18 protein-coding genes (1 of these 18 cut by a window edge) are annotated in these 18969 nt (G+C 70.3%); 5 read left to right on the top strand and 13 right to left on the bottom strand.

Annotated elements, in window-relative coordinates:
• From ABOD76_RS06465 to ABOD76_RS06445, 5 genes are all read right to left on the bottom strand, one after another.
• Positions 1-956, bottom strand: the 5' portion of a protein-coding gene (locus tag ABOD76_RS06465) for a YihY/virulence factor BrkB family protein (protein WP_350243986.1). The gene continues 187 nt to the left of window position 1, outside the view; the window shows 956 of its 1143 coding nt (coding positions 1-956); the start codon lies at positions 954-956; its stop codon lies beyond the left edge, outside the window.
• A gap of 68 nt (positions 957-1024) precedes the next feature.
• Complete coding sequence (gene thyX, locus ABOD76_RS06460; protein ID WP_350243985.1) at positions 1025-1729, bottom strand: FAD-dependent thymidylate synthase; 705 nt, start codon at positions 1727-1729, stop codon at positions 1025-1027.
• Positions 1730-1873: 144 nt separating this feature from the next.
• On the bottom strand, positions 1874-1999 hold the full coding sequence (locus ABOD76_RS06455) for a hypothetical protein (protein ID WP_350243984.1): 126 nt from the start codon (positions 1997-1999) through the stop codon (positions 1874-1876).
• A 35-nt stretch (positions 2000-2034) separates the two neighbouring features.
• Positions 2035-2541: a GNAT family N-acetyltransferase gene (locus ABOD76_RS06450; RefSeq protein ID WP_350243983.1), complete on the bottom strand. Its 507-nt coding sequence runs from the start codon at positions 2539-2541 to the stop codon at positions 2035-2037.
• Complete coding sequence (locus ABOD76_RS06445) at positions 2528-3007, bottom strand: EVE domain-containing protein (RefSeq protein WP_350243982.1); 480 nt, start codon at positions 3005-3007, stop codon at positions 2528-2530. Before ABOD76_RS06445 ends, ABOD76_RS06450 begins: the two co-directional genes overlap by 14 nt.
• A gap of 94 nt (positions 3008-3101) precedes the next feature.
• On the opposite strand from ABOD76_RS06445, the gene ABOD76_RS06440 reads away from it, so the two are divergent.
• Positions 3102-4166 (top strand): S1C family serine protease, encoded by a 1065-nt coding sequence (locus ABOD76_RS06440; RefSeq protein WP_350243981.1) that lies wholly within the window; start codon positions 3102-3104, stop codon positions 4164-4166.
• Between the two features lie 59 nt (positions 4167-4225).
• Here ABOD76_RS06440 and ABOD76_RS06435 read toward each other — a convergent pair whose 3' ends face one another.
• Both ABOD76_RS06435 and ABOD76_RS06430 read right to left on the bottom strand, forming a co-directional pair.
• Positions 4226-4972: a chlorite dismutase family protein gene (locus tag ABOD76_RS06435; RefSeq protein WP_350245228.1), complete on the bottom strand. Its 747-nt coding sequence runs from the start codon at positions 4970-4972 to the stop codon at positions 4226-4228.
• Between the two features lie 71 nt (positions 4973-5043).
• On the bottom strand, positions 5044-6072 hold the full coding sequence (locus ABOD76_RS06430; RefSeq protein WP_350243980.1) for an aldo/keto reductase: 1029 nt from the start codon (positions 6070-6072) through the stop codon (positions 5044-5046).
• 72 nt (positions 6073-6144) lie between these two features.
• Between ABOD76_RS06430 and ABOD76_RS06425 the strand changes: the two genes are divergently transcribed.
• On the top strand, positions 6145-6561 hold the full coding sequence (locus ABOD76_RS06425) for a VOC family protein (protein ID WP_350243979.1): 417 nt from the start codon (positions 6145-6147) through the stop codon (positions 6559-6561).
• 44 nt (positions 6562-6605) lie between these two features.
• Here the strand turns inward: ABOD76_RS06425 and ABOD76_RS06420 are convergent, their stop codons facing one another.
• The 4 genes from ABOD76_RS06420 to ABOD76_RS06405 form a co-directional block, all read right to left on the bottom strand.
• On the bottom strand, positions 6606-7697 hold the full coding sequence (locus tag ABOD76_RS06420) for an AI-2E family transporter (RefSeq protein ID WP_350243978.1): 1092 nt from the start codon (positions 7695-7697) through the stop codon (positions 6606-6608).
• 113 nt (positions 7698-7810) lie between these two features.
• A complete protein-coding gene (locus ABOD76_RS06415) occupies positions 7811-8848 on the bottom strand; it encodes a RodZ domain-containing protein (protein ID WP_350243977.1) in 1038 nt (345 codons plus the stop codon).
• 66 nt (positions 8849-8914) lie between these two features.
• Positions 8915-9826, bottom strand: a complete 912-nt coding sequence (locus tag ABOD76_RS06410; RefSeq protein WP_350243976.1) for an ABC transporter permease — start codon at positions 9824-9826, stop codon at positions 8915-8917.
• Entirely contained in the window at positions 9827-11860 is a 2034-nt protein-coding gene (locus ABOD76_RS06405; RefSeq protein WP_350243975.1) for an ABC transporter permease, read from the bottom strand.
• A gap of 92 nt (positions 11861-11952) precedes the next feature.
• On the opposite strand from ABOD76_RS06405, the gene ndk reads away from it, so the two are divergent.
• From ndk to ABOD76_RS06390, 3 genes are all read left to right on the top strand, one after another.
• Positions 11953-12366, top strand: coding sequence for a nucleoside-diphosphate kinase (gene ndk, locus ABOD76_RS06400; RefSeq protein ID WP_350243974.1), 414 nt, complete (start codon positions 11953-11955; stop codon positions 12364-12366).
• 65 nt (positions 12367-12431) lie between these two features.
• Complete coding sequence (gene xseB / locus ABOD76_RS06395; RefSeq protein WP_350243973.1) at positions 12432-12686, top strand: exodeoxyribonuclease VII small subunit; 255 nt, start codon at positions 12432-12434, stop codon at positions 12684-12686.
• Between the two features lie 48 nt (positions 12687-12734).
• Positions 12735-14225: an NAD(P)H-hydrate dehydratase gene (locus tag ABOD76_RS06390; RefSeq protein ID WP_350243972.1), complete on the top strand. Its 1491-nt coding sequence runs from the start codon at positions 12735-12737 to the stop codon at positions 14223-14225.
• A 6-nt stretch (positions 14226-14231) separates the two neighbouring features.
• Here ABOD76_RS06390 and ABOD76_RS06385 read toward each other — a convergent pair whose 3' ends face one another.
• Both ABOD76_RS06385 and dnaG read right to left on the bottom strand, forming a co-directional pair.
• The gene (locus ABOD76_RS06385) at positions 14232-16904 is read right to left on the bottom strand and encodes a sensor domain-containing protein (protein ID WP_350243971.1); all 2673 of its coding nucleotides are present in this window, start codon (positions 16902-16904) and stop codon (positions 14232-14234) included.
• Between the two features lie 257 nt (positions 16905-17161).
• Complete coding sequence (dnaG, locus tag ABOD76_RS06380) at positions 17162-18931, bottom strand: DNA primase (protein WP_350243970.1); 1770 nt, start codon at positions 18929-18931, stop codon at positions 17162-17164.
• Positions 18932-18969: the final 38 nt, after the last annotated feature.

Below are 18969 nucleotides of genomic sequence, written 5' to 3'. Positions count from 1 at the left end.
CGCTCCGGCGGCGTCTTGCGGATGGCCTCGGCCTCGCTGGCGCTGATGTGGGTGCCGATCTCGCCGCCCTGCTGCGCCACCGCCGCCTTCTTGGTGGGGTTGCCGGCGCCGCCCGCCTGGGTGCCGTAGCGCTGCGAATACACCCAGGTAATCTCGGCCCCGAAGAACACCAGCATGCTGCTGTAGTAGATCCACAGCAGCATCAGGAACAGCGCGCCGGCCGCGCCGTAGGCGCTGCTGGCCGCCGTCCGGCCGAAATACAGCCCGATCAGCGTCTGCCCGATGGTGAACAGCGTGGCGGTGATGGCTGCCCCGATCCAGACCTCGCGCCACTGCAGCTTGACCGCCGGCAGGAACTTGTAGATCACCGCAAAGACCGGCGTGAAGAACAGGCTGCCGATCACCAGCGACCCCAGCCGGACAAAAAAGGCGCCCAGGCCGATGGTGTTGCCTAGACCCTCGGCAATGGCCGACAGGTAGGTGTTGCCCGCCAGAAACGCGATGATCAGGGCCCCAAAGAACACCACCAGCGCGAAGGCGATCAGGCGGGTGCGGATCAGCGTCCAGAGGTTCTGGACCGGCGGCGGGTCCGAGCCCCACAGGCTGTTGAGCGACGCCTGAAGCTGCACGAACAGGCCGGTGGCCGTCAGGAACACCGTCACCGCGCCGATGATGCTCGCCACAGTGATGGCGTTGGAGGGGGCAGCTTTGGGCAGCAGCGTGCGGATGAACTCCGCGACCTGCGGGCTGACGCTGCCGCCGATGCCCTCCAGCAGCTGCTGCTGCACCGACGCCTGCCCCAGGAAATACCCGGCGATCACCGTGACCAGAAACAGCAGCGGAGCCACCGCGCTGAAGGCGTAATAGGCGAGCGCCGCCGAAAGCCGGGGGGCATTGTCCTGGCTGAACGCCAGAGCCGCGTCACGCACCAGGGCGTACAGATCAGCAGGCTTCATCTGGGCAGTTTACCCAGCAGGTGAGGCGAACGCCGCCAGCAGGCGTTGGGGCTGCGTTCAGGCAACCGTCATCCAACGGTGTGCAGCTCACGCCACGCGGCGAAGGTCACCGGAAACAGCGGTTCGGCCAGCTCGCCCATCGCGCGGGCGTACAGCCGGGTCTCGTACTGGGCGCCCTCGTGGTCGCGCAGTTCCAGAAAGTGCAGCAGCGAGCGGACATTGAAGGTGTAGTAGCTCTCGGTGTACATCGCCTGCGGCAGCACGCCCCGGGCCTGCTCGCGGGTCACGCCCAGCGCGAGCAGCTGCTGGTACGCCGCATAGCTGGCCTGCCAGGCGGCCTCCCAGGTGCGGGCGGCTGCCGCCTGATCCAGGGTGCCGTCGTCCTCCACGCTGGCCTGCCGGTTGCTGGGCGCCTGCCGACGGAACGTGCCCGGCTGATACATCCGCTCCTGCATCTCCACGTAGCGGCCCGAGATCTCATTCTTGCTGACGCCCACCCGGTGCCGGACCATCTGGCGGTCCACGAAAATCGGGCACACCACCTTGAAGGTGATCAGGTTGTGTTCGAACGGCGAGCCGTGGTGGTGCTGCAGCAGGTACCGGATCAGCTTGCTGTCGCGGGCGGTCATCGGCAGGGCGCTGTCGCCGCCGAAGCTGACCCGGGCGGCGTTCACGATCATCTTGTCGTCCCCGACGTGCTGGATCAGGGCCACCGAACCGGTGGCGTCGTCGAGGGGAAAGCGCACATCCGGGTGCGTGAGGGCAGCAGTCATGCCGGCCATTCTAAAGTACACCGCCCGCTGACCGGGGGGGCAGCAGGCGGGGTCGGTCAGGAGAGGACATCAGAAGGAGACAGGCGGCGGGAGGCGGCTCACTCAGGACGATGCAGGACGGAATGCAGGGAGAAAGATGACGCTTCAGCGGCGGGAGGAGGTGGATCGCACATGAACACGCAACAACGCGACCTGGGAACGCGTCTGCTGTGCCCGTACGGCGAGGACGAAGGCGAGCACGGTGGCCGAGAGCGTCAGCAGCAGTTCCATGAGCGTAGTGTGGGCCACTGCACCTCACAGCGGTCTTACAGCCACTGTTTCAGGTCATAGGCCATCATCAGGGCTTCATAGCCATCCAGGGTGGCCGGACCCAGCGGCCGGAAGCCGGCCTTCTGCCAGGCCCGGAGTGCCCGCCCGTTGCGCACGTCCGAGTCGGTCAGCAGGCGGCGGCAGTGCGGGTGCCGCTGCGGCCAGCTGCCCAGCAGCGTGCCGATGGACCGGGCCGCGAGCCCCTGTCCGGTCCGGTCGGCCTCACCGATCAGCAGGTCCAGCGCCCAGGTCTCGCCCTGATCGGCTCGCCAGGCGGCCAGCGGGTCGTCCGGTCCCACCGGGTCCAGCTGCAGGTAGCCGAACGGCTGCTCCCGTTCACTCAGGATGAAGGCCTCCTGCGCCCGGTCCGGCCCGAAGTAGTGCTGCTCCACCAGCTCCAGGGTGCGGTCACCGTCGTCCCAGAAGGCTTGGACATGCGGCTGTTGCAGCCAGCGGTGCAGCAGTGGCAGGTGCCGGAGGTGCAGCGGCTCAAGCGAGATCATCGAGCCCCACCGCCCGGAGCGCCGCCCGGTACTCCGGCGCGGTTACCGGCAGCACGCTCAGGCGGGTGCCGCGCCGCAGCAGCGGCGAGTCCTGCCACTCGGGCAGCTCGCGCAGCTGCTCCAGCGACAGCAGGCGTGGGAAGGCCCGCAACGGCGCCACATCCACCATGCTCCAGCGCGGCGCGTCCGGCGGGGAGGTGGGATCGTGGTAAGGACTCTCCGGCCGGAACTGCAGGTCGTCGGGGTAGGCGGCGCTCACCACCTGCGCCACCCCCGCGATGCCGGTGGGCCGGGCATTGCTGTGGTAGATCAGCACCCGGTCGCCCGGCTGCATCTGGCGCAGGAAGTTGCGCGCCTGGTAGTTGCGCACGCCGTTCCAGGGTTCACGGCCCACCCGCTCCAGGTCCGGGTAGCCGAACACGTCGGGCTCGGTCTTCATCAGCCAGCAGGCGCTCTGCACGGTCATCGCCGCTCAGGCTAGCGCGTGGGCCCACCTGGAGCGCCCGCTATCGTGCCATCTGGCACGGCGCGGCCCACCCGGGCGGGCTACAGTGGGCAGCATGAGGCGTTCTCCCTGGCCGGTCATCCTGCTGCTGGTGGCGCTGGCCGCTTACCTGTCTCCGCGTGACGCCCACTCGCCGGTCCAGTTTCCCTTCGGGGTGCAGCCGGCCCCCAGCCTGACCGACCCGCTGCCGCAGGATGCCCGCAGCCTGTTCAACCGGGTGCGGCCTGCCAGCGTGCGCATCGAGCAGCTGAGTGCCGACGGCAGCGGCGGGCTGGGCAGCGGCTTCTTCATCAGCAGCGGGGGCCTGCTGCTGACCGCCTACCACGTGGTGGACGGCGCCAAGACCATTCTGGTGCGGACCGTGAGCAACCAGACCTTCTCGGCGCGGGTGGTGGGCTTCGACAACGCCGCCGATGTGGCGCTGCTGCAGATCGGCACGCGCGGCACCGTCCCGTACCTGAATCTGGCGCCCGGCAGCCCGCAGGTGGGCGAGAGCGTGCTGGCGGTAGGCAACAGCGGCGGCGACTTTCTGCAGCCGCGCCGGGGCCGGCTGCTGCGGCTGGGCGCGCAGGCGGGCCGGGTGGACTTTCCTCAGCGCACGCTGGAGATGAATGCCCCGCTGGCCCCCGGTGACAGCGGCGGCCCGATCATCAATGAGCAGGGACAGGCCATCGGGGTGGTGAGCTACATCCGGGTCGATGACCAGAACCGCACCATCACCAGTTACGCGGTGCCGGTCAGCGCCGGCGAGCAGCTGATCACTGAGCTGCGCGCCGGGGTGAAGCGGGACGTGCCGGCCATCGGGCTGTACTTCCAGCCGGACGCCCAGGGCGCAGGCGCCGTGTCCGGCGGGGTGGTGGCCTCGGTGGTGCCGGGCGGCCCGGCGGCGCGCGCAGGCCTGCAGGCGGCCCAGACGGCCCAGGACGGCACGCTCAAGCGTCACGGCGACGTGGTGGTGGCCGTGGATGGCGTCCGGACCCGCAGCGCCGACGACGTGATGTTCGAGATCCGGCGGCGGCACATCGGCGACACGGTGCAGCTGACGGTGAGCCGCGGCGGCGACGAGCGACCGGTGCAGCTGCAGCTGGTGGCCAAGGGCACGCTGGTCTACCGGCAGTAAAGGGAAACGGCAAGGGCACGTGGACCCCTGATCCACGTGCCCTTGCCTGTGGGCCGCCTTCAGCCCAGGTCGTTGAGCAGGTCCAGCAGGCTGCGCTTGCGGCAGGTGAACATCGGCACGTCGCGCAGGGTGTAGCTGCTGGCCTCGGTGTAGCGCAGGCGGTGCACCAGGTCCACGAACTCCTGCGGGTAGTCGCTGTCGAAGCTCACCACGAACTCCTGGTCGTCGATGCCGTAGCTGTAGCTGGTGTTGATGCGCACGCCCTTGAACGGGGCCGAGGCGTTGATGTGCTCGTCCATCATGCCCTGGCGCGAGTGCGGCGTCAGCCGGTACCACGGCCGGGTCTTGATAAAGGGGTAGATGAACAGGTACTTGCCCTGGCCCGGCAGCACCTCCAGCCCGTGCCCGCTGCCCTCGATGCGGTTGACGTACTGGCTTCGCTTCTGCATCGAGAGGTAGCTGTACGGCTGGGTCAGGTAGCCCATCAGCCGGGTGCGGTTGAGCCGCGCCTGCGCCTGCTGGAACTCGGCCGGGTCGAAGGAGATGCGCCACAGCATGAAGTCCACGTCGGCGCGCAGGCCCACCAGCGAATAGCTGCGCTGGATCAACCCCGCCTGCGCGGGCGCGTCCTGCTCCCAGCCCTCGGCCGCCTGCAGGAATTCGGCCTTCAGCTCCTCGCGGTCCGGCGTGGACAGGCGGCGGAAACTGGGGTCCAGCTTGTAGAAGGCGTACTGCAGGAACTGGCGCTGGGCGCGGTCGGCCTCACGGCCGGTCACCTGCCCGCTGGGGTCCTGGTCCACCATCATCTTGGGCCGTCCGGCCGGGCGCGCGGGGGTGGGCGGCGTCTCGGGCGCCTGGGAAGGTCTCTGGTCGTCCGTCACCGCACCACCTCACCGATCAGGCTGGTGTTCAGGCCGAAGTTCTGGGCGTACAGCGCCTGAATCTGTCCGTACTCGTCGTCCGAGAGCGGGCGGGCATCGTCCAGCGAGGTGTAGCTGATCAGTCCCTGCTCGTCGTAGATGTTGGGGATCAGCGAGGCCATCAGCGGGCTGTGCAGCGCGAACTGCAACGCGAGCTGACCGATGCTGCGCCCTTCCAGAAACGGCTGCAGCTGCTCGACCTTCTTGAGGCCGTCCTCCATCCAGGCCTTGCGACGCTCGTTGGTGGTGAGGCGCCAGTTGCGGTGGTCGCCCGGCTCAAAGGTGGTGTCGGCCGTCATGTAGCCTTCCAGCAGCCCGGACGCGTGCGGCACGCGGGCCAGCACCCCCACCTGCAGCCGCTCGGCCTCGGCCAGCACCGGCTCGCCCAGCACCTGCTCCAGCAGGTTGTAGATGATCTGGGTGGGGGCGCCGCGCCGCAGGCTGGCGACGCCCTCCTCGATCTGGCGCTCATTGAGGGCTGGCCCCAGCGCGGTGCCGTAGGCGCGGATCAGGCCCTCCGCCTTGGCCTGTTCCAGCTCGGCAAACAGGTCGTCGGCCAGCGCCGAGCCCTGCTCGATGGCGTCCAAGCGCGGGTTGTGCAGCTGATAGTAGTCGATGCGGTCGGTGCCCAGCCGCCGGAGCGAGGCCTCCAGGGCGCGGCGCATGTACTGCGGCGACCAGTCGTGCGGGCGCTCCTGCTGACCGGGGCGCTCCGGGTGGTTCACGATGTCGTAGCCGAACTTGGTGGCCACCACGATCTGGTCGCGCACGTCGTGCAGCGCCTCACGCTGCAGTTCCTCCGCCCGGCCGGAGGCGTAGGTGTCGGCGTTGTCGAACAGCGTCACGCCGCGCTCGAACGCCTGGCGCAGCAGGCGCTTGCCCAGCTGCTCGTCCTTGACGCCCCACCAGGTGGTCCCCACCGTCCACACACCGAAGCCCACCGCCGAGACGGTCAGGTCGGTGCCCTGCAACTTGCGGTATTCCATACCCGGATCATGGCACAGCCGGGCCGGGACAAATCAGGCCTGGAGCGGCAAGCCGGCTGCTACCCTGCCTGCATGCTCAAACACGTCTCGTTCGTCACGCCGGACGCCGGCCGGATCGCTCGCTTCTACGCGGCGCTGGGCGCCAGCGTCACCAAGGACCTGGTCACGTCCGAGGGCTGGCGGCGGCTGGTGCTGAGCTTCGAGGGCGGCGGTCGGCTGCAGTTCTTCGAGGTTCAGGCCGCACAGGAGCCGCCGATCATCCTGGACCACCCCAACCATCCGGCCCCGGCCAGCCCGGTGGGGGCGCCGCACAGCTGGATGGAACACGTGGCCGTGGTGGTGCCGGACCTGACGGCGCTGGCCGAGCGGCTGCGCCAGGACGGCGTTCCCTTCAGCCGGGAACTGGGCCTCAGCCCCACCGGCAAACCGATGGCGTTTGTGCTGGACCCGGATGGCCGGCAGGTGGAGCTGTTGGAAGCGGAGGGCTGAAAAAAGGGCCGGGATTCCCGGCCCTCAGGCGGTTCTTCTGCCCGCTAGGGGCCGTCGCGGTACACCCGGCTGGGATAGTAGTACTCCTGCAGCAGCAGTTTGCCCAGCGCGGCCAGCGGCACGGCCAGCAGCGCGCCGGTGATGCCCATCATGGTCAGGCCGGTCAGGATCGCCAGCACCACCGTGACCGGGTGCAGGTTGGTGGTGCGGCCCAGCACGATCGGCGACAGGAAATGCCCCTCGATCTGGTTGGCCAGCACGAACACCACCACCACAATGGCGATCTTGATCAGTCCGCCGGCCGGCACCGCCAGCAGCAGCGCCGGCGTGATGGCGATCACCACGCCCAGGTACGGCACGATGTTGAAGAGGCCCGCCAGGAACCCGATGGCGGCGGCACTGGGAATGCCGCCGATGGTCAGCCCGATCCACACGAAGATCCCCACGAACGCCGCGATCAGCAGCTGCCCTTTGAGGTAACCGCCCACCGCCGTGCCCACGTTGGCCGACAGGTCCAGCACGAACGGCTGCCAGGTGCGCGGGAAGATGCGCAGCAGCGTCAGCCCGATCTTCTCGTAGTCCAGCATCATGTAGATGCTCAGGATCAGCACCGCAAACATCTCCGCCACGAAACTCGCCACGCTGAATACGCCGCCCACCAGCTGGCCCTGGTAGCGCCCGATATACGGCAACAGGTACTTCTGGATGGTGGTGGCGCCGTTCTGGGTCAGCTTCTGCAGCTGTTCAGAGGTGGGGCTCAGGAAGGTGAAGCGCTCGGCCAGATTCTGGAACCAGCCCAGGAATTTCGTGGTCAGCTCCGGCAGCTGCTGAATCAGGGTATAGAACTGGCTGACCACCGTGACCAGCAGGGTGGACGCCAGCGCCACAAGGCCCAGAATCAGCAGCACCACCAACGCTACGCCCACGCCGCGCTGAATGCGCCGCTGTTCCAGCAGCCGCAGCAGCGGATGGGCCAGATACGCGATCACGTAGGCGATCAGCCCCAGCACGATGACGTGCGTGACCTGACCCACCAGCCGGTAGACCAGATAGATGGCCAGCAGGAACACCAGCGTCCGCACCCATGGGCTGCGCCACACGTACTGAAAAGCCGTATCCCGGCGCGACGGCGACACACGAACATCCTGGGGCTGAGACAAAAGAACCTCCGGGCTTCAAGGTAACACGGCCCCCCAGCGCCCCGTGCGGCGGCTGTGAGGGGCACGCGGGTGGGCCGGAACCGCCGCCCTCAGAAGCGCCGGGTGACGACCTGACCGGCGCCCCCGAACGGCTGGGCCGCCCGCCCGCTCACCAGCACCGTCACCTGGCCCGCGTTGCCGGTGCGGATGGTGACGCCGCTGGGAAACTCGCGGCTGGTGCCCGGAGACGGCGTGCCCCGGTACAGCACCCGGCCGGAGCGGTCCGTGACCAGGGTCCAGGAGGCGCCCCGGAAGCTGAGCCGCACGCGACCGGCCGCCGGCGGGGCGGGGGCGCTGGGGGTGGCGGCGACCGGGGTGCTGGGGGTGCGGGCGGGAGTGCGGGCCGCCGTGGCGCTCACCCGGGGGGTGGACGGTGTGGGCGTGCTGGCGCTGGACACCTGACCGGCCGGGGCCAGCTTCACGCTGAGGGTGCGGTCGCTCTGGAGTTTCAGGGTCTCCTTGTAGGTCTGGCGGCCTCCGTACTCCACCCGCAGCTCTGCGCGGTCGCGGGCGTCCAGCGGCCAGCCCTGGATGGGCGTCAGGCCCAGGTAGCGGTTGTCCACGTACACCCGCGCGCCGGTGGGTGTGCTGCTGACGGTCAGGTTCACCTGCCGGGTGCTGGGCAGCGCCACCTCGGTGGTGGGCGCGTTGGCCGTGGCACCGTGCTGCGCCTGATAGGCGGTGTAGCCGAAGTACCCGGCCACGCCCAGCACCAGCGCGACGGCCACCACGCTGCCCAGCAGCCCCACCGGCAATCCGGGGCGCGGAGGGCGGCGGGGCGGCACCGATACCCGGCCGGTCCGGGCGCGGGTGGCCTGCGACGCCGGTCCCAGCGTCGCCTGCGTCAGCTCCCGCGACTGCGGAACCAGCCGGTCGTATTCCTGAGCCAGGGGAGCGGGGTCCAGGCCCAGCGCGCGGGCATACTGCTGCAGGTACGAGCGGGTCAGGGTGCGTTCCGGCAGCACCGGGAGGTCCTGCGCTTCCAGCGCGCGCAGGTAGTCGGTGCGGATGCGGGTGCGCTGCGCGACGTCCTGCAGGCTCAGACCCTGAGCCTCGCGCGCGGTTTTCAGTTCATTGCCAAAGCTCATCGGCACAGACACTCCTTCTGGGGTGCGGCAAGTCTAGAGCGGACTCATGAGCCGCCCGGAAGCGGCTCAGCCGTCGTACGGTTTACCCACCGCGCGGGGCGCGGCGCCGCGCCCGGTGAAGATCAGTGCCAGGATGGTGATCAGGTAGGGCAGCGCCTGCACCAGGCTGCTCGGCAGCAGGTTGCTGCCGTCCAGCTGGATGCTGAGCGCCTGCAGCAACCCGAACAGCAGCGTGGCGCCCAGCACGCCCAGTGGCCGCCACTGTCCGAAGATCAGGGCGGCCAGCGCGATGAAGCCCAGCCCGGCCGAGATGTTGCGCACGTAGGAGGTCAGGTTGCCGATGCTCAGGAACACCCCGGCCGAGCCGGCCAGCACGCCCGACAGGATCACGGCGCTGTAGCGGATGCGCCGCACGTTGACGCCCATGCTGGCCGCCGCGCCCGGGTGCTCACCCGTGGCGCGCAGCCGCAGGCCGTAGGGGGTGCGGTACAGCACGTACCAGCTGATGGCCACCGCCAGAAACGCCAGGTAAGCGGGCGGGCTGAAGCGGAAGTCGCCGGCGCCCCAGATCGGCAGGCTGTGTTCCACGGCGGGGCTGTCGGTGCTGTTGTTGTAGAGCGCGGTCAGCACCACCGGGGGCACGCCGGTGGCCAGCAGGTTGATGGCCGTGCCGCTGATGATCTGGTCGGCGCGGTACTTGATGCTGAGCAGCGCGTGGATCCAGGCGATGAAGCCGGCCACCACCGCGCCGGCCAGCCAGCCGACCCAGGGGGATGCCGCGCCCAGGTAGGGGTCCAGCTGCTGCGTGACCACCGCGCCGCTCAGCGCGCCGAAGATGATCAGGCCCTCCAGCGCGATGTTGACCACGCCGCTGCGCTCGCTGTAGAGCCCACCCAGCGCGGTGAGCAGCAAGGGCACCGTGCTGCGGATGAAGGTGGCCAGAAAGGCCGTGGTCAGCAGTTGAGCGAAAAAGTCCATCTAGCGTCCTCCCCGCTTCGACGCGTCGACGCGCGGCTCGTCCGGATCTTCCGGGCCGGGCGTGTGGTCGGTGGCGGCGCGGCCCAGGTCCACGCTGCTCTGGCCCAGGCTGGGCAGGCCCGCCTTGGCCGGTGTGGTCGTCTCGACCGCCACGGCCGCCTTGTCGATGTTGAGTCCGGCGTCCACCGCCTGCACCAGCGCGGGCGGCGGCGGATCGGTGACGCGCCGGCTCAGGAAGCCGCCGGCCGCGATGAACAGCACGATCAGCGCCTTCAGCACGTTCACGATGTCCTTGTTCACGCCGTCGAGCTTCTGGTCCACGTACAGGCCGCCCGTGTCGAGCGTGCCGAACAGCACGCTGGACACCAGCACGCCCACCGGAGTGCTCTGGCCCATCAGCGCCACCGTGATGCCATCGAAACCCACGTTCACCGGAATGTTCTGCTTCAGGCGGTACTCGTCGAGCGCCCCGCCCATCACGTAGTGGGTGCCGGCCAGCCCGGCGAAGGCGCCGGCCAGCGTCATGGCCAGGATGGTGTTGCGCGCCACGCTGATGCCGCCGTACTCGGCCGCTTTGGGTGCCAGCCCCACCGCCCGCAGCGCGAAGCCGGTCGCGGTGCGCCACATCAGCACGCTGAAGCCGATCAGCGCCAGCAGGGCCAGCAGGAAGCTGGTGTTCAGCTTGCTGGCCGCCAGATTTCCGTTCACCTGCACTGGAATCCCCAGCCGCCAGGTCAGCGCGCCCAGCACCACCGCCGCCGCCACCGCGATCGGCACCCGCCAGCGGTTGCGCCGCAGCCCGTAGAAGGCCGCCAGAAAGCCCGCCACCGCGAAAATCGGTCCGAGCGTCAGGGTATCGGCCCCGATGTCGGTCAGGCCCAGCACCTGAGAGATGGGGGAGAGGCGGGCACCCGGCTGCAGCTCCAGGCTGCTGGGGTTGGACCCGGGCGCCTTGAACGGCAGGTTGACGGTGTGCCCGAAGAACTGGTAGGTGTTGTTGCCCAGCAGAAAGATGAAGATGGCGCTGGCGATGTAGTTGAGCATGATGGTGTTGATCACCTCACTGCTGCCGAACCGCGCCTTCAGGAGCCCCGGAATCGCGCCCCACAGCGCGCCGCCCAGCGCCGCTGCGACCACCGAGGCGACCAGCAGCAGGGGGCCCGGAAGCGGCAGGTACACCCCGGCGAACATGGCGGCCACCGCGCCGGCGGTCAGCTGCCCCGGCGCGCCGATGTTGAAGAGGCCGCTGCGGAAGGCAAACGCGACCGCCAGCCCGGTGAAGATCAGCGGGGTGGCCAGCTTGAGGCTGTCGAAGAAGTCGCCCAGGTTGGTCAGCGGGGCGAACAGGGTGCTGTACACGAACCACACCACGTCGGCCTTGCCGATGAAGCCGCTCAGGGCCGTCAGGGCGATGGTGGTGCCCTGCGGAATCGGGATCGGCTGCACGATCAGAACGACCAGGGCGCCCACCACGATCGCCAGCCCGATGGCCACCAGCGGCACCAGCAGGCCGCGCAGCCGGTTCAGGCGGTTCCACCAGGAGGTGTACTGGCTCAGCCCGGCCAGCGTGACGCCCAGGCCGCCCAGCAGGAGAAAGAACATCGCCATGCTGGGGCCGCCGGTGGCGAAGGGAATGCGCCGCAGCCGCAGGCCCTGGGCCAGCTGCGCCTGCACTTCACGGCCCAGCGCGCCCTCGAACAGCAGCATGGCCGCCACGGTGGCCACCAGCGCGACCAGTCCGGCCGTCCACAGCCACCACTGCCGGCGCGCGGCGGCGTAGATGCTCAGCAGCAGCGCCACCAGCGCCACCCAGCCGGCGACCAGCGCCGGGGTCATGGCGGGCAGGGTACGCGGCGCGAAGCCGGTGTAGTCCAGCACTCCGGCGGGGAAGCGCTGGATGGTGGCCGCCGCCGAGAAACTGTCGCGGGTGAAGGTGCCGTACGGAAATACAAACAGGCCGATCACCGCCACGACGGCAAACGCCAGACTCAGGCGTGCCGCGATCGGTGAGGGTCGGGGGTGGGTGGCAGTCACGCGCCCATTGTAAGCTGCCTGGACAGGGTCTTAAACCGCGCCGTGTGGCCGGGTTCGCGCCCGCGCCCGTCTTCCGCTATGCTCCTCCCTGTATGGAACGCACCTTTGCCATGATCAAACCCGACGGCGTGCAGCGTGGACTGACCGCCGAGATTCTCGCCCGCATCCAGCGCAAGGGCTACCGCGTGGTGGGCCTCAAGCAGTTCGTGATTCCGCGTGAGCTGGCCGAGACCCATTACGCCGAGCACAAGGAGCGGCCTTTCTTCGGTGAACTGGTGACCTTCATCACCAGCGGCCCGGTGGTCGCCATCGCGCTGGAAGGCGAGAACGCCATCCTGGGCTGGCGCGGCATGATGGGCGCCACCAACCCCGCCAACGCCGCGCCCGGCACTATCCGCGCCGACTACGCCACCACCACCGGCGAGAACGTGACGCACGGCTCCGACAGCCCCGAGAGCGCCGAGCGCGAGCTGGGGCTGTTCTTCAAGCCCGAAGAGCTGCTGTAACCCCCTCTTCCTTTCCGGTGCCCCCGCCACACGGCGGGGGCACGTTCGTTGCTATCCTGGGCGGCATGCCGCGCAAGCCTGCCGCTCCCACCACCTACCAGGAGGCCTACCGGGTGCTGTCGCGCATCGCGCTGGAACTTGACGGCGGCGAGGCCGACCTGGACCGGGTGCTGCCACTGATCGAGGAGGCGCAGGTCGCCTATCAGGTGTGCCGCAGCCGCATTGAGGCGCTGCGTTCGGCGCTGGACGAGCTGGCCGGGGGTCTTCCGGACCCGCTGGATGACCCAGGCGACGACGAGGACGACGACTCGGACGAGTAGGGCCGCCGGCGTTGACAGCGGGCCCCGCGCCGGGCAAAGCTGGCCAGCATGATTGTGCCGACTGCCCTGATGCAAGCCGAGCCGGTGCTGACCTCTGAGGGGGTGCGGCGGATGGACGCGCAACTGGAGCGGGCGGGCCTGCTGGAGCTGAGCATGGAGGCCGCCGGGCGGGCGGTGGCGCAGCTGGTGTGCTCGCGCTGGCCGGGGAAGCGGGTGCTGCTGCTGGCCGGCAGCGGCGCCAACGGAGGAGACGCCTACGTGGCGGCGCGGCTGCTGCTCGCGGCCGGGCAACCGGTCAACCTGCTGGGCCTGCCGGTCCGGCATCCGCTGGCGCGGCGGCAGCGGGCGCGGTTCCGGGCGGTGGACGGCGCGCCGCTGGCCCTGAACGCGGCCACTCTGCGCCGGGCGCTCGCGGACGCGGATGTGGTGGTGGACGGGCTGCTCGGCACCGGCTTCGTGCCGCCGCTGCGGGCCTCCCTGGCCGCGCTGCTCGGTCAGCTGCGGGCGTCGGGGCGGCCGGTGGTGGCGATTGACCTGCCGTCCGGGCTGGATGCCGGGAGCCCGCAGGCGCCGGATGACGTGCTCCAGGCTGCCGTGAGCGTCACCTTCGCCGGCCCCCGGCCGGCGCACCTGTATGGCACGGCGGCGGTGGCCTGCGGAGAGCTGGTGGTGGCCAGCCTGGAGGTGCCGCCCGGCTGGGCGCAGGCCCAGGCGGTGGCCCTGCGGCCCACGGACGCCGAGCTGGGCCGCCTGCTGCCGCGCCGCACTGCCGGTGCTCACAAGGGCACGGCGGGCCGGGTCTGGGTGGTGGGCGGGCATCCCGGCACGGTGGGCGCGCCGGTGCTGAGCGGTGTGGGCGCGCTGCGAGCCGGGGCCGGGCTGGTGACGCTCTACACGGCCGCCCCTGAGCTGGGGCCGCTGGCGGTGGGGGTGGCGCCGGAGCTGATGGTCCGGGTCGAGCCGGACCTCCGCACGCTTCAGGACGCCGCCCGGCCCGACGCGCTGGCGCTGGGCATGGGCCTGGGGCCGGATGCCGAACAGCTGGCCCGGCTGGCCCTCTCCTGGCAGCTGCCTACCGTGCTGGACGCCGACGCGCTGCAGCCGGGACTGCGCGGCCACGGCCACGACCGGGTGGTCTGGACCCCCCATCCCGGCGAGGCGGCCCGGCTGCTGGCCTGCGCGACGGAGGAGGTCGTGGCCGATCCGCTGAAGGCCGCCCGTGAGTTGCAGCAGCAGTACGGCGGCGTGGTGGTGCTCAAGGGTGGCCCCACCACCGTCGCGGGGCCGGATGAGGTGTACGTGGCGCGCGGTGGGCACCCAGGCATGGCCAGCGCGGGCATGGGCGACACGCTGAGCGGCATCATCGCGGCGCTGCTGGGCCAGGGACTGTCCCCCCTGGAAGCTGCCCTGTGCGGGGTGCGGCTGCACGCCCGCGCCGGAGAGCGGGCCGGGGCGCGGCATGGCTATGGGCTGGTGGCCACCGACGTGGCCGACGAGCTGGGTGCGGCCTGGCTGGACCTGCTGGCCGCACCCGGCTGAGCGGCGCTACACCACCACGCCGTGCGGCTGCAACTGCCAGCCGCTCAGCTCACCGGCGGTCATCGGGGCGGCGTACAGGTAGCCCTGGGCCGCGCCCACGCCCGCCTGCCGCAGCACCTCCAGCTGTTCGGCCGTTTCTACACCCACCGCCGTGACGCTCAGGCCCAGGCTGGAGGCCAGCGCGGTGGTGCCTTCCAGCAGCCGCACCGCCCGCTCGTGCGGCAGCCGCGCCACAAAGGAGGGGTGCAGCTTGATGCCGCTCAGCGGAAAGCGTTCCAGCGCCGTGAGGCTGGACGCGCCGTCGCCGAAGTCGTCCACCCACAGGCCCGCGCCCGCCTCACGCAGCCGTTCCAGCAGGTTCAGGGTGCGCTCCGAGTAGTGCAGCAGGCTGCCGGCGCTCATCTCGAAGTCGGGGGCGCCCTGCGCGTGCAGCAGCGGCAGCAGCTGTTCCAGGTCGTCCTGGCGCAGCAGTTCGTCCAGGCTCAGGTTGACGCTCACCCGCACGCCAGGGTGGGCGCGCTGCCACGCGGCGCGGTCCTGCATGGCCGCCTGAATCGCCCACTCGCCCAGCTGCCCGATCACCTGGGTGCGGGCAGCCAGCGGCAGGAACATCGCCGGGGTCAGGGTCCCGAGTTCCGGGTGATGCCAGCGCATCAGCGCCTCGGCGCTCTGCACCTCACCGGTCTGCAGCGAGATCACCGGCTGGTAGCTCAGCGCGAACTGTCCGGCCATCACCGCGCCGGGCAGCTCCTGCTCCAGCCGGAAGTCGCGAGCCACCTGCGTCTGCATCGCCTGGTGGTACACCGCGCTGAGCCCGGCGCCCTGGTGGGCGGCATAGACCAGCGCCGTTTCCGCCTGGACCAAGAGCCCCTCCACATCGTCGGCCGAGACGGTGCCGTGCGCCGCGCCCACCGTGAAGCTCAGGGTGCGTGGCTGCCCGGCCACCCGGAACGGCGCGGCCAGCAGCCGCTCCAGCTCATACAGCTCCAGCTCGGCCGTGACCTGCAGCTGCTCGGGGCTGTCGGAGCGCGGGGCAGCCAGCAGCGCGAAACGGTGGTCGCTCAGGCGGGCCACCTGGCTGCCGCGCCGTCCGGTCAGCAGCCGGGCCGCCAGCTGAATCAGCAGGGCGTCGCTGGCGGTGCGGCCCAGCGCGGCGCTCAGCGCCGAGCAGCCGTCCAGGCTGAGCGTCAGCACCGTGCGCGGCTGGCCCTGCTGTTCCATGAGCTGGGCGCGCAGCCCGGTGCGGTTGAGCAGCCCGGTCAGCGGGTCATGGTGGGTGTCGTGGCGCAGCCGGGCCTCCACCCGCCGCAGCGCCGTGATGTCGCGCAGGTTCAGCATGGCGCCGGGCCGTTGGCCCTCCAGGTTCGGCAGCGGACTGAGCAGCCGCCGCACCGTGCGGCGCACCCCGGTCGCGCTGACCAGGGTCAGCTCCTGCTCGGCCGGTTCCAGTTCTCTGGGCCACAGGTCGTGCGTCAGGCGATGCTGCCCGCTGGCGTCATAGACCTGCACGCCCATGTCGCCCAGCAGCCGGGCGAAGGGCGCGCCCAGCAGCCGGCTGGCGTCAATGCCCAGCAGCTGGGCCGCCTCCTCGTTGGCCAGCGTCACCCGGCCGTTCTGGTTGAGCAGCAGGGTCGCCTCGCTGCTGCGGCTCAGGATCTCGCGCAGCAGGCTGCTGTGCAGCGCGGCCTGTTCTTCCAGCTCGTGCAGGGCGCTCAGGTCGCTGCACTCGGCGCTGAGCAGCGCGCGGCCCGGCAGGTCGCCGCGCAGGCTCACCCGCAGCAGGCGTCCGCCCACCAGCCGGATGTCGGTGCGGGCCGCGCCGCCCTGGCGGGCCAGGTCCACCATCTCCTTCAGCTGCGGCTGCGGGCTCTGCTCCCAGCACGGCCAGGTCCAGAACGGGGCGCCGAGCAGTTCGGCGGCGTGCGGCGGGTTCAGCGCCAGCAGCGCGGCGCTGGCGTTCTGCACCCGGCCCTGATGGTCCAGCAGGGCCAGCAGCGCGTCCACATCGTCCAGCAGGCTGTCGAGCTGCAGGCCCAGCTGGCGCTCGGCGCTGGCGTCCTGGGTGGTCCACAGCAGCCCGGCACGGCTGCGCGCGAAGTACGGCCGTGCCTCACCCCGCAGCCACAGGGTGCCGGCCGGTCCGGCCACCCGCTCCACCGGCAGCCGCACCGGCTGACCGCTCAATGTGCGCTGCAGCAGCTGCGGCAGCTGGGTACGCTCCGGGAACACCTGCTGCACAGTGCGGCCCACCACCTGCGGCTCGCTCAGGCCGTGCAGCGTCAGAAAGTGCTGGCTGACCTGCTGGAACTTCAGCGTGTCGTCCAGCCAGGCCACCGGGGCCGGGAGCTGGCTGATCAGCAGGCCGCTCTCGGTGCTGCCGCGGTCCTGCCGGGCCGCCACCAGCAGCAGCGTCAGCGACTCCACTGCCTCCGGCGACACCGGCTGATGCTCGGACCACAGCAGGCCCAGCAGCGTGCCGTCGCGCGTCAGCCAGGTCAGCTCACCACGCTCCAGCCATTCGTCGGGCGGCACCAGGGCGCGGTCGTCCTGCAGGTCGCTGCGCCCATCGGCGCTAACCCACAGCAGGTCATGGCCCACCTGGGCCAGCAGGGTGGCCTGGGGGGCATACAGCCGCATCAGGTCGCGGAGGGTACTCTGGAACACGTCATCTGCCTTCATAGGTCTCTGGCCGGCAGTCTGGCAGCGGCGGTCTTGCAGTTCTCGTACAGCGCGGATGCGGTTGAGGAGCTTCACAGTGGGGCATGGGGCCTTTCCGGAGCAGATGGGAGAGACAGTGGGGAAAGGGCGGACGCGCCGCTGGCTGAAAGTGATCAGCGGCGCACGGCAGACCCAGTGAGGGCCCGTCGAGCTTGACCGGAGTGTACCGGGCCAGATCTCACAACTTTCTCAAGCGGGCGGCCCGCCCATTGGGGGGTTCAGCTGCTGCGGCGGGTGCGTTTCTCGGCTTCGATGGCGCGCTGCAATTCCTGGATCTGGCGCAACATGGTCAGCTGTTCGGCCGGCGCGGCGCTGGAGATCTGGGCCTTGAGCAGCTCCACCTCACTGCGCAGCGAGTCGATGGTCAGCCCCACCTGAATGTCGTCCACGGCGGCGGCCGCGTAGCCGCCCACCTTCTGCTGGTAGGCCTCGGCGGCGGCCCGCGAGTGCGCCCCGGGGTCACGGCCCTCGAACATCAGCCGGATCAGCAGCTGCTCCTCCGGCTGGCCCCGGAACAGCTCCAGGATCGCATCCGGGCTGCTGGCGCCCTGCGCGGCCAGCATGACCTTGCCGACCGTCTGGTTGCGCCAGGGCGTCTGGCCGTCCAGCTTGGCCAGCAGGTTGGGGTTCACCAGAATCTGCCGCAGCAGCGCCAGCTCGTGATCCTCCTCGCTGCGGCTGCTGCTCATGCCCACCAGCTGGGTGTCGCTGAGCGTTTTGCGGCGGGCCTTGGAGGCGATCCACTCCACCAGCCGGGCCGGTTCCATGTCCAGCGCGTCGCAGGCCAGCCGGCGCATTTCCTTGGCGCCGTCGTCGGTGGGGTCCAGGTTCTGCATGCGCGGCAGCAGCGCCATCAGGATCTTCCGCTTGCCCTCGGTGGTGCTGCTCCCGTGCTGGCGCACCAGCGCGTCCACCTGAAAGCGGATCTCGTCGATGCCGCTCGCCAGCGCCCGGCGCACCGCCTCGATGTCGCCCGACATGATCGCGTCGGCCGGGTCCTTGCCGCTCGGCACGCTGGTGGCGCGCACCCGGAAGCTGGCACCCACCACCTGATCCAGCCCCGACAGGGTGGCCTTCAGCCCGGCCTCGTCGCGGTCGAACATCAGGCTCAGGCTGCTGACGCCCAGCCGGGACAGCAGGGTGGCGTGCTCAGCGGTCAGCGCGGTGCCGAGGGTGGCGACCGCCCCACTGAACCCCGCCTGCTGCATGGCGATCACGTCCATGTAGCCTTCCACCACCACCAGTTCCGGGGCCGACGTCTGATCCCGCATGCCCTCCCGGGCGAGGTTCAGGCCGTACAGCAGCTCCCCCTTGTGGAACACCTCGGTTTCCGGCGTGTTCAGGTACTTGGGTTTTTCGTCGCCCAGCACCCGACCCCCGAAGCCCACCAGCCGGCCCAGGTGGTCACGGATCGGGAACATCACCCGGCCCCGGAAACGGTCGTAGACCCGCCCGGATTCCACGTTCTCGCTGAGCAGGCCCGCTTCCAGCAGCTGCCGTTCGCTCAGGCCGCGCGCCCGGGCGCGCTTCAGCAGGCCGTCCCAGCCGTCCGGGGCGTACCCCAGCTCAAAGCGCTCGATGGTGTGGTCGGTGAGGCCGCGCCGCTGAAAATACTCCAGGCCCGGTCCGGGGAGGTGCTCGCGGAAGTACTCCAGCGCGAAGCGGTTGACGTCATAGAGGTCGCGGCTGGACTTCTCGCCGTACCGCGTCTCGACCGTGACGCCGGCCTTGTCGGCCAGCTTGCGCATGGCGTCGCCGAACGACAGGTTCTCGACACGCTGCACGAAGCTGAACATGTCGCCGCCCGCCTTGCAGCCGAAACAGTAGAAGTAGCCCTGCTCGGTGTCCACCTGAAAGCTGGGCGTCTTTTCTTTGTGAAAGGGGCACAGCCCCTTCAGGCGGCCGCGTCCGGCGGGCGTGAGCTGCACGTACTCGCCAATCACGTCTGAAATTTCCAAACGTGACCGGATTTCCTCTTTGCTGCCCACTCGACCTCACCCCCCGACGTCACCGCTCTAGACCTGTA

The organism is Deinococcus sonorensis KR-87 (assembly GCF_040256395.1).
Taxonomy (GTDB): Bacteria; Deinococcota; Deinococci; order Deinococcales; family Deinococcaceae; genus Deinococcus; species Deinococcus sonorensis.
This window is presented reverse-complemented; position numbering and strand designations above follow the sequence as displayed.

What these genes read in the sequence shown, in the direction of transcription:
- thyX (WP_350243985.1), bottom strand. Translation starts at nt 1,729, where the DNA reads ATGACTGCTGCCCTCACGCACCCGGATGTGCGCTTTCCCCTCGACGAC.
- ABOD76_RS06455 (WP_350243984.1), bottom strand. Translation starts at nt 1,999, where the DNA reads ATGGAACTGCTGCTGACGCTCTCGGCCACCGTGCTCGCCTTCGTCCTC.
- ABOD76_RS06450 (WP_350243983.1), bottom strand. Translation starts at nt 2,541, where the DNA reads ATGATCTCGCTTGAGCCGCTGCACCTCCGGCACCTGCCACTGCTGCAC.
- ABOD76_RS06445 (WP_350243982.1), bottom strand. Translation starts at nt 3,007, where the DNA reads ATGACCGTGCAGAGCGCCTGCTGGCTGATGAAGACCGAGCCCGACGTG.
- ABOD76_RS06440 (WP_350243981.1), top strand. Translation starts at nt 3,102, where the DNA reads ATGAGGCGTTCTCCCTGGCCGGTCATCCTGCTGCTGGTGGCGCTGGCC.
- ABOD76_RS06435 (WP_350245228.1), bottom strand. Translation starts at nt 4,972, where the DNA reads ATGATGGTGGACCAGGACCCCAGCGGGCAGGTGACCGGCCGTGAGGCC.
- ABOD76_RS06430 (WP_350243980.1), bottom strand. Translation starts at nt 6,072, where the DNA reads ATGGAATACCGCAAGTTGCAGGGCACCGACCTGACCGTCTCGGCGGTG.
- ABOD76_RS06425 (WP_350243979.1), top strand. Translation starts at nt 6,145, where the DNA reads ATGCTCAAACACGTCTCGTTCGTCACGCCGGACGCCGGCCGGATCGCT.
- ABOD76_RS06415 (WP_350243977.1), bottom strand. Translation starts at nt 8,848, where the DNA reads ATGAGCTTTGGCAATGAACTGAAAACCGCGCGCGAGGCTCAGGGTCTG.
- ABOD76_RS06410 (WP_350243976.1), bottom strand. Translation starts at nt 9,826, where the DNA reads ATGGACTTTTTCGCTCAACTGCTGACCACGGCCTTTCTGGCCACCTTC.
- ndk (WP_350243974.1), top strand. Translation starts at nt 11,953, where the DNA reads ATGGAACGCACCTTTGCCATGATCAAACCCGACGGCGTGCAGCGTGGA.
- xseB (WP_350243973.1), top strand. Translation starts at nt 12,432, where the DNA reads ATGCCGCGCAAGCCTGCCGCTCCCACCACCTACCAGGAGGCCTACCGG.
- ABOD76_RS06390 (WP_350243972.1), top strand. Translation starts at nt 12,735, where the DNA reads ATGATTGTGCCGACTGCCCTGATGCAAGCCGAGCCGGTGCTGACCTCT.
- ABOD76_RS06385 (WP_350243971.1), bottom strand. Translation starts at nt 16,904, where the DNA reads ATGAAGGCAGATGACGTGTTCCAGAGTACCCTCCGCGACCTGATGCGG.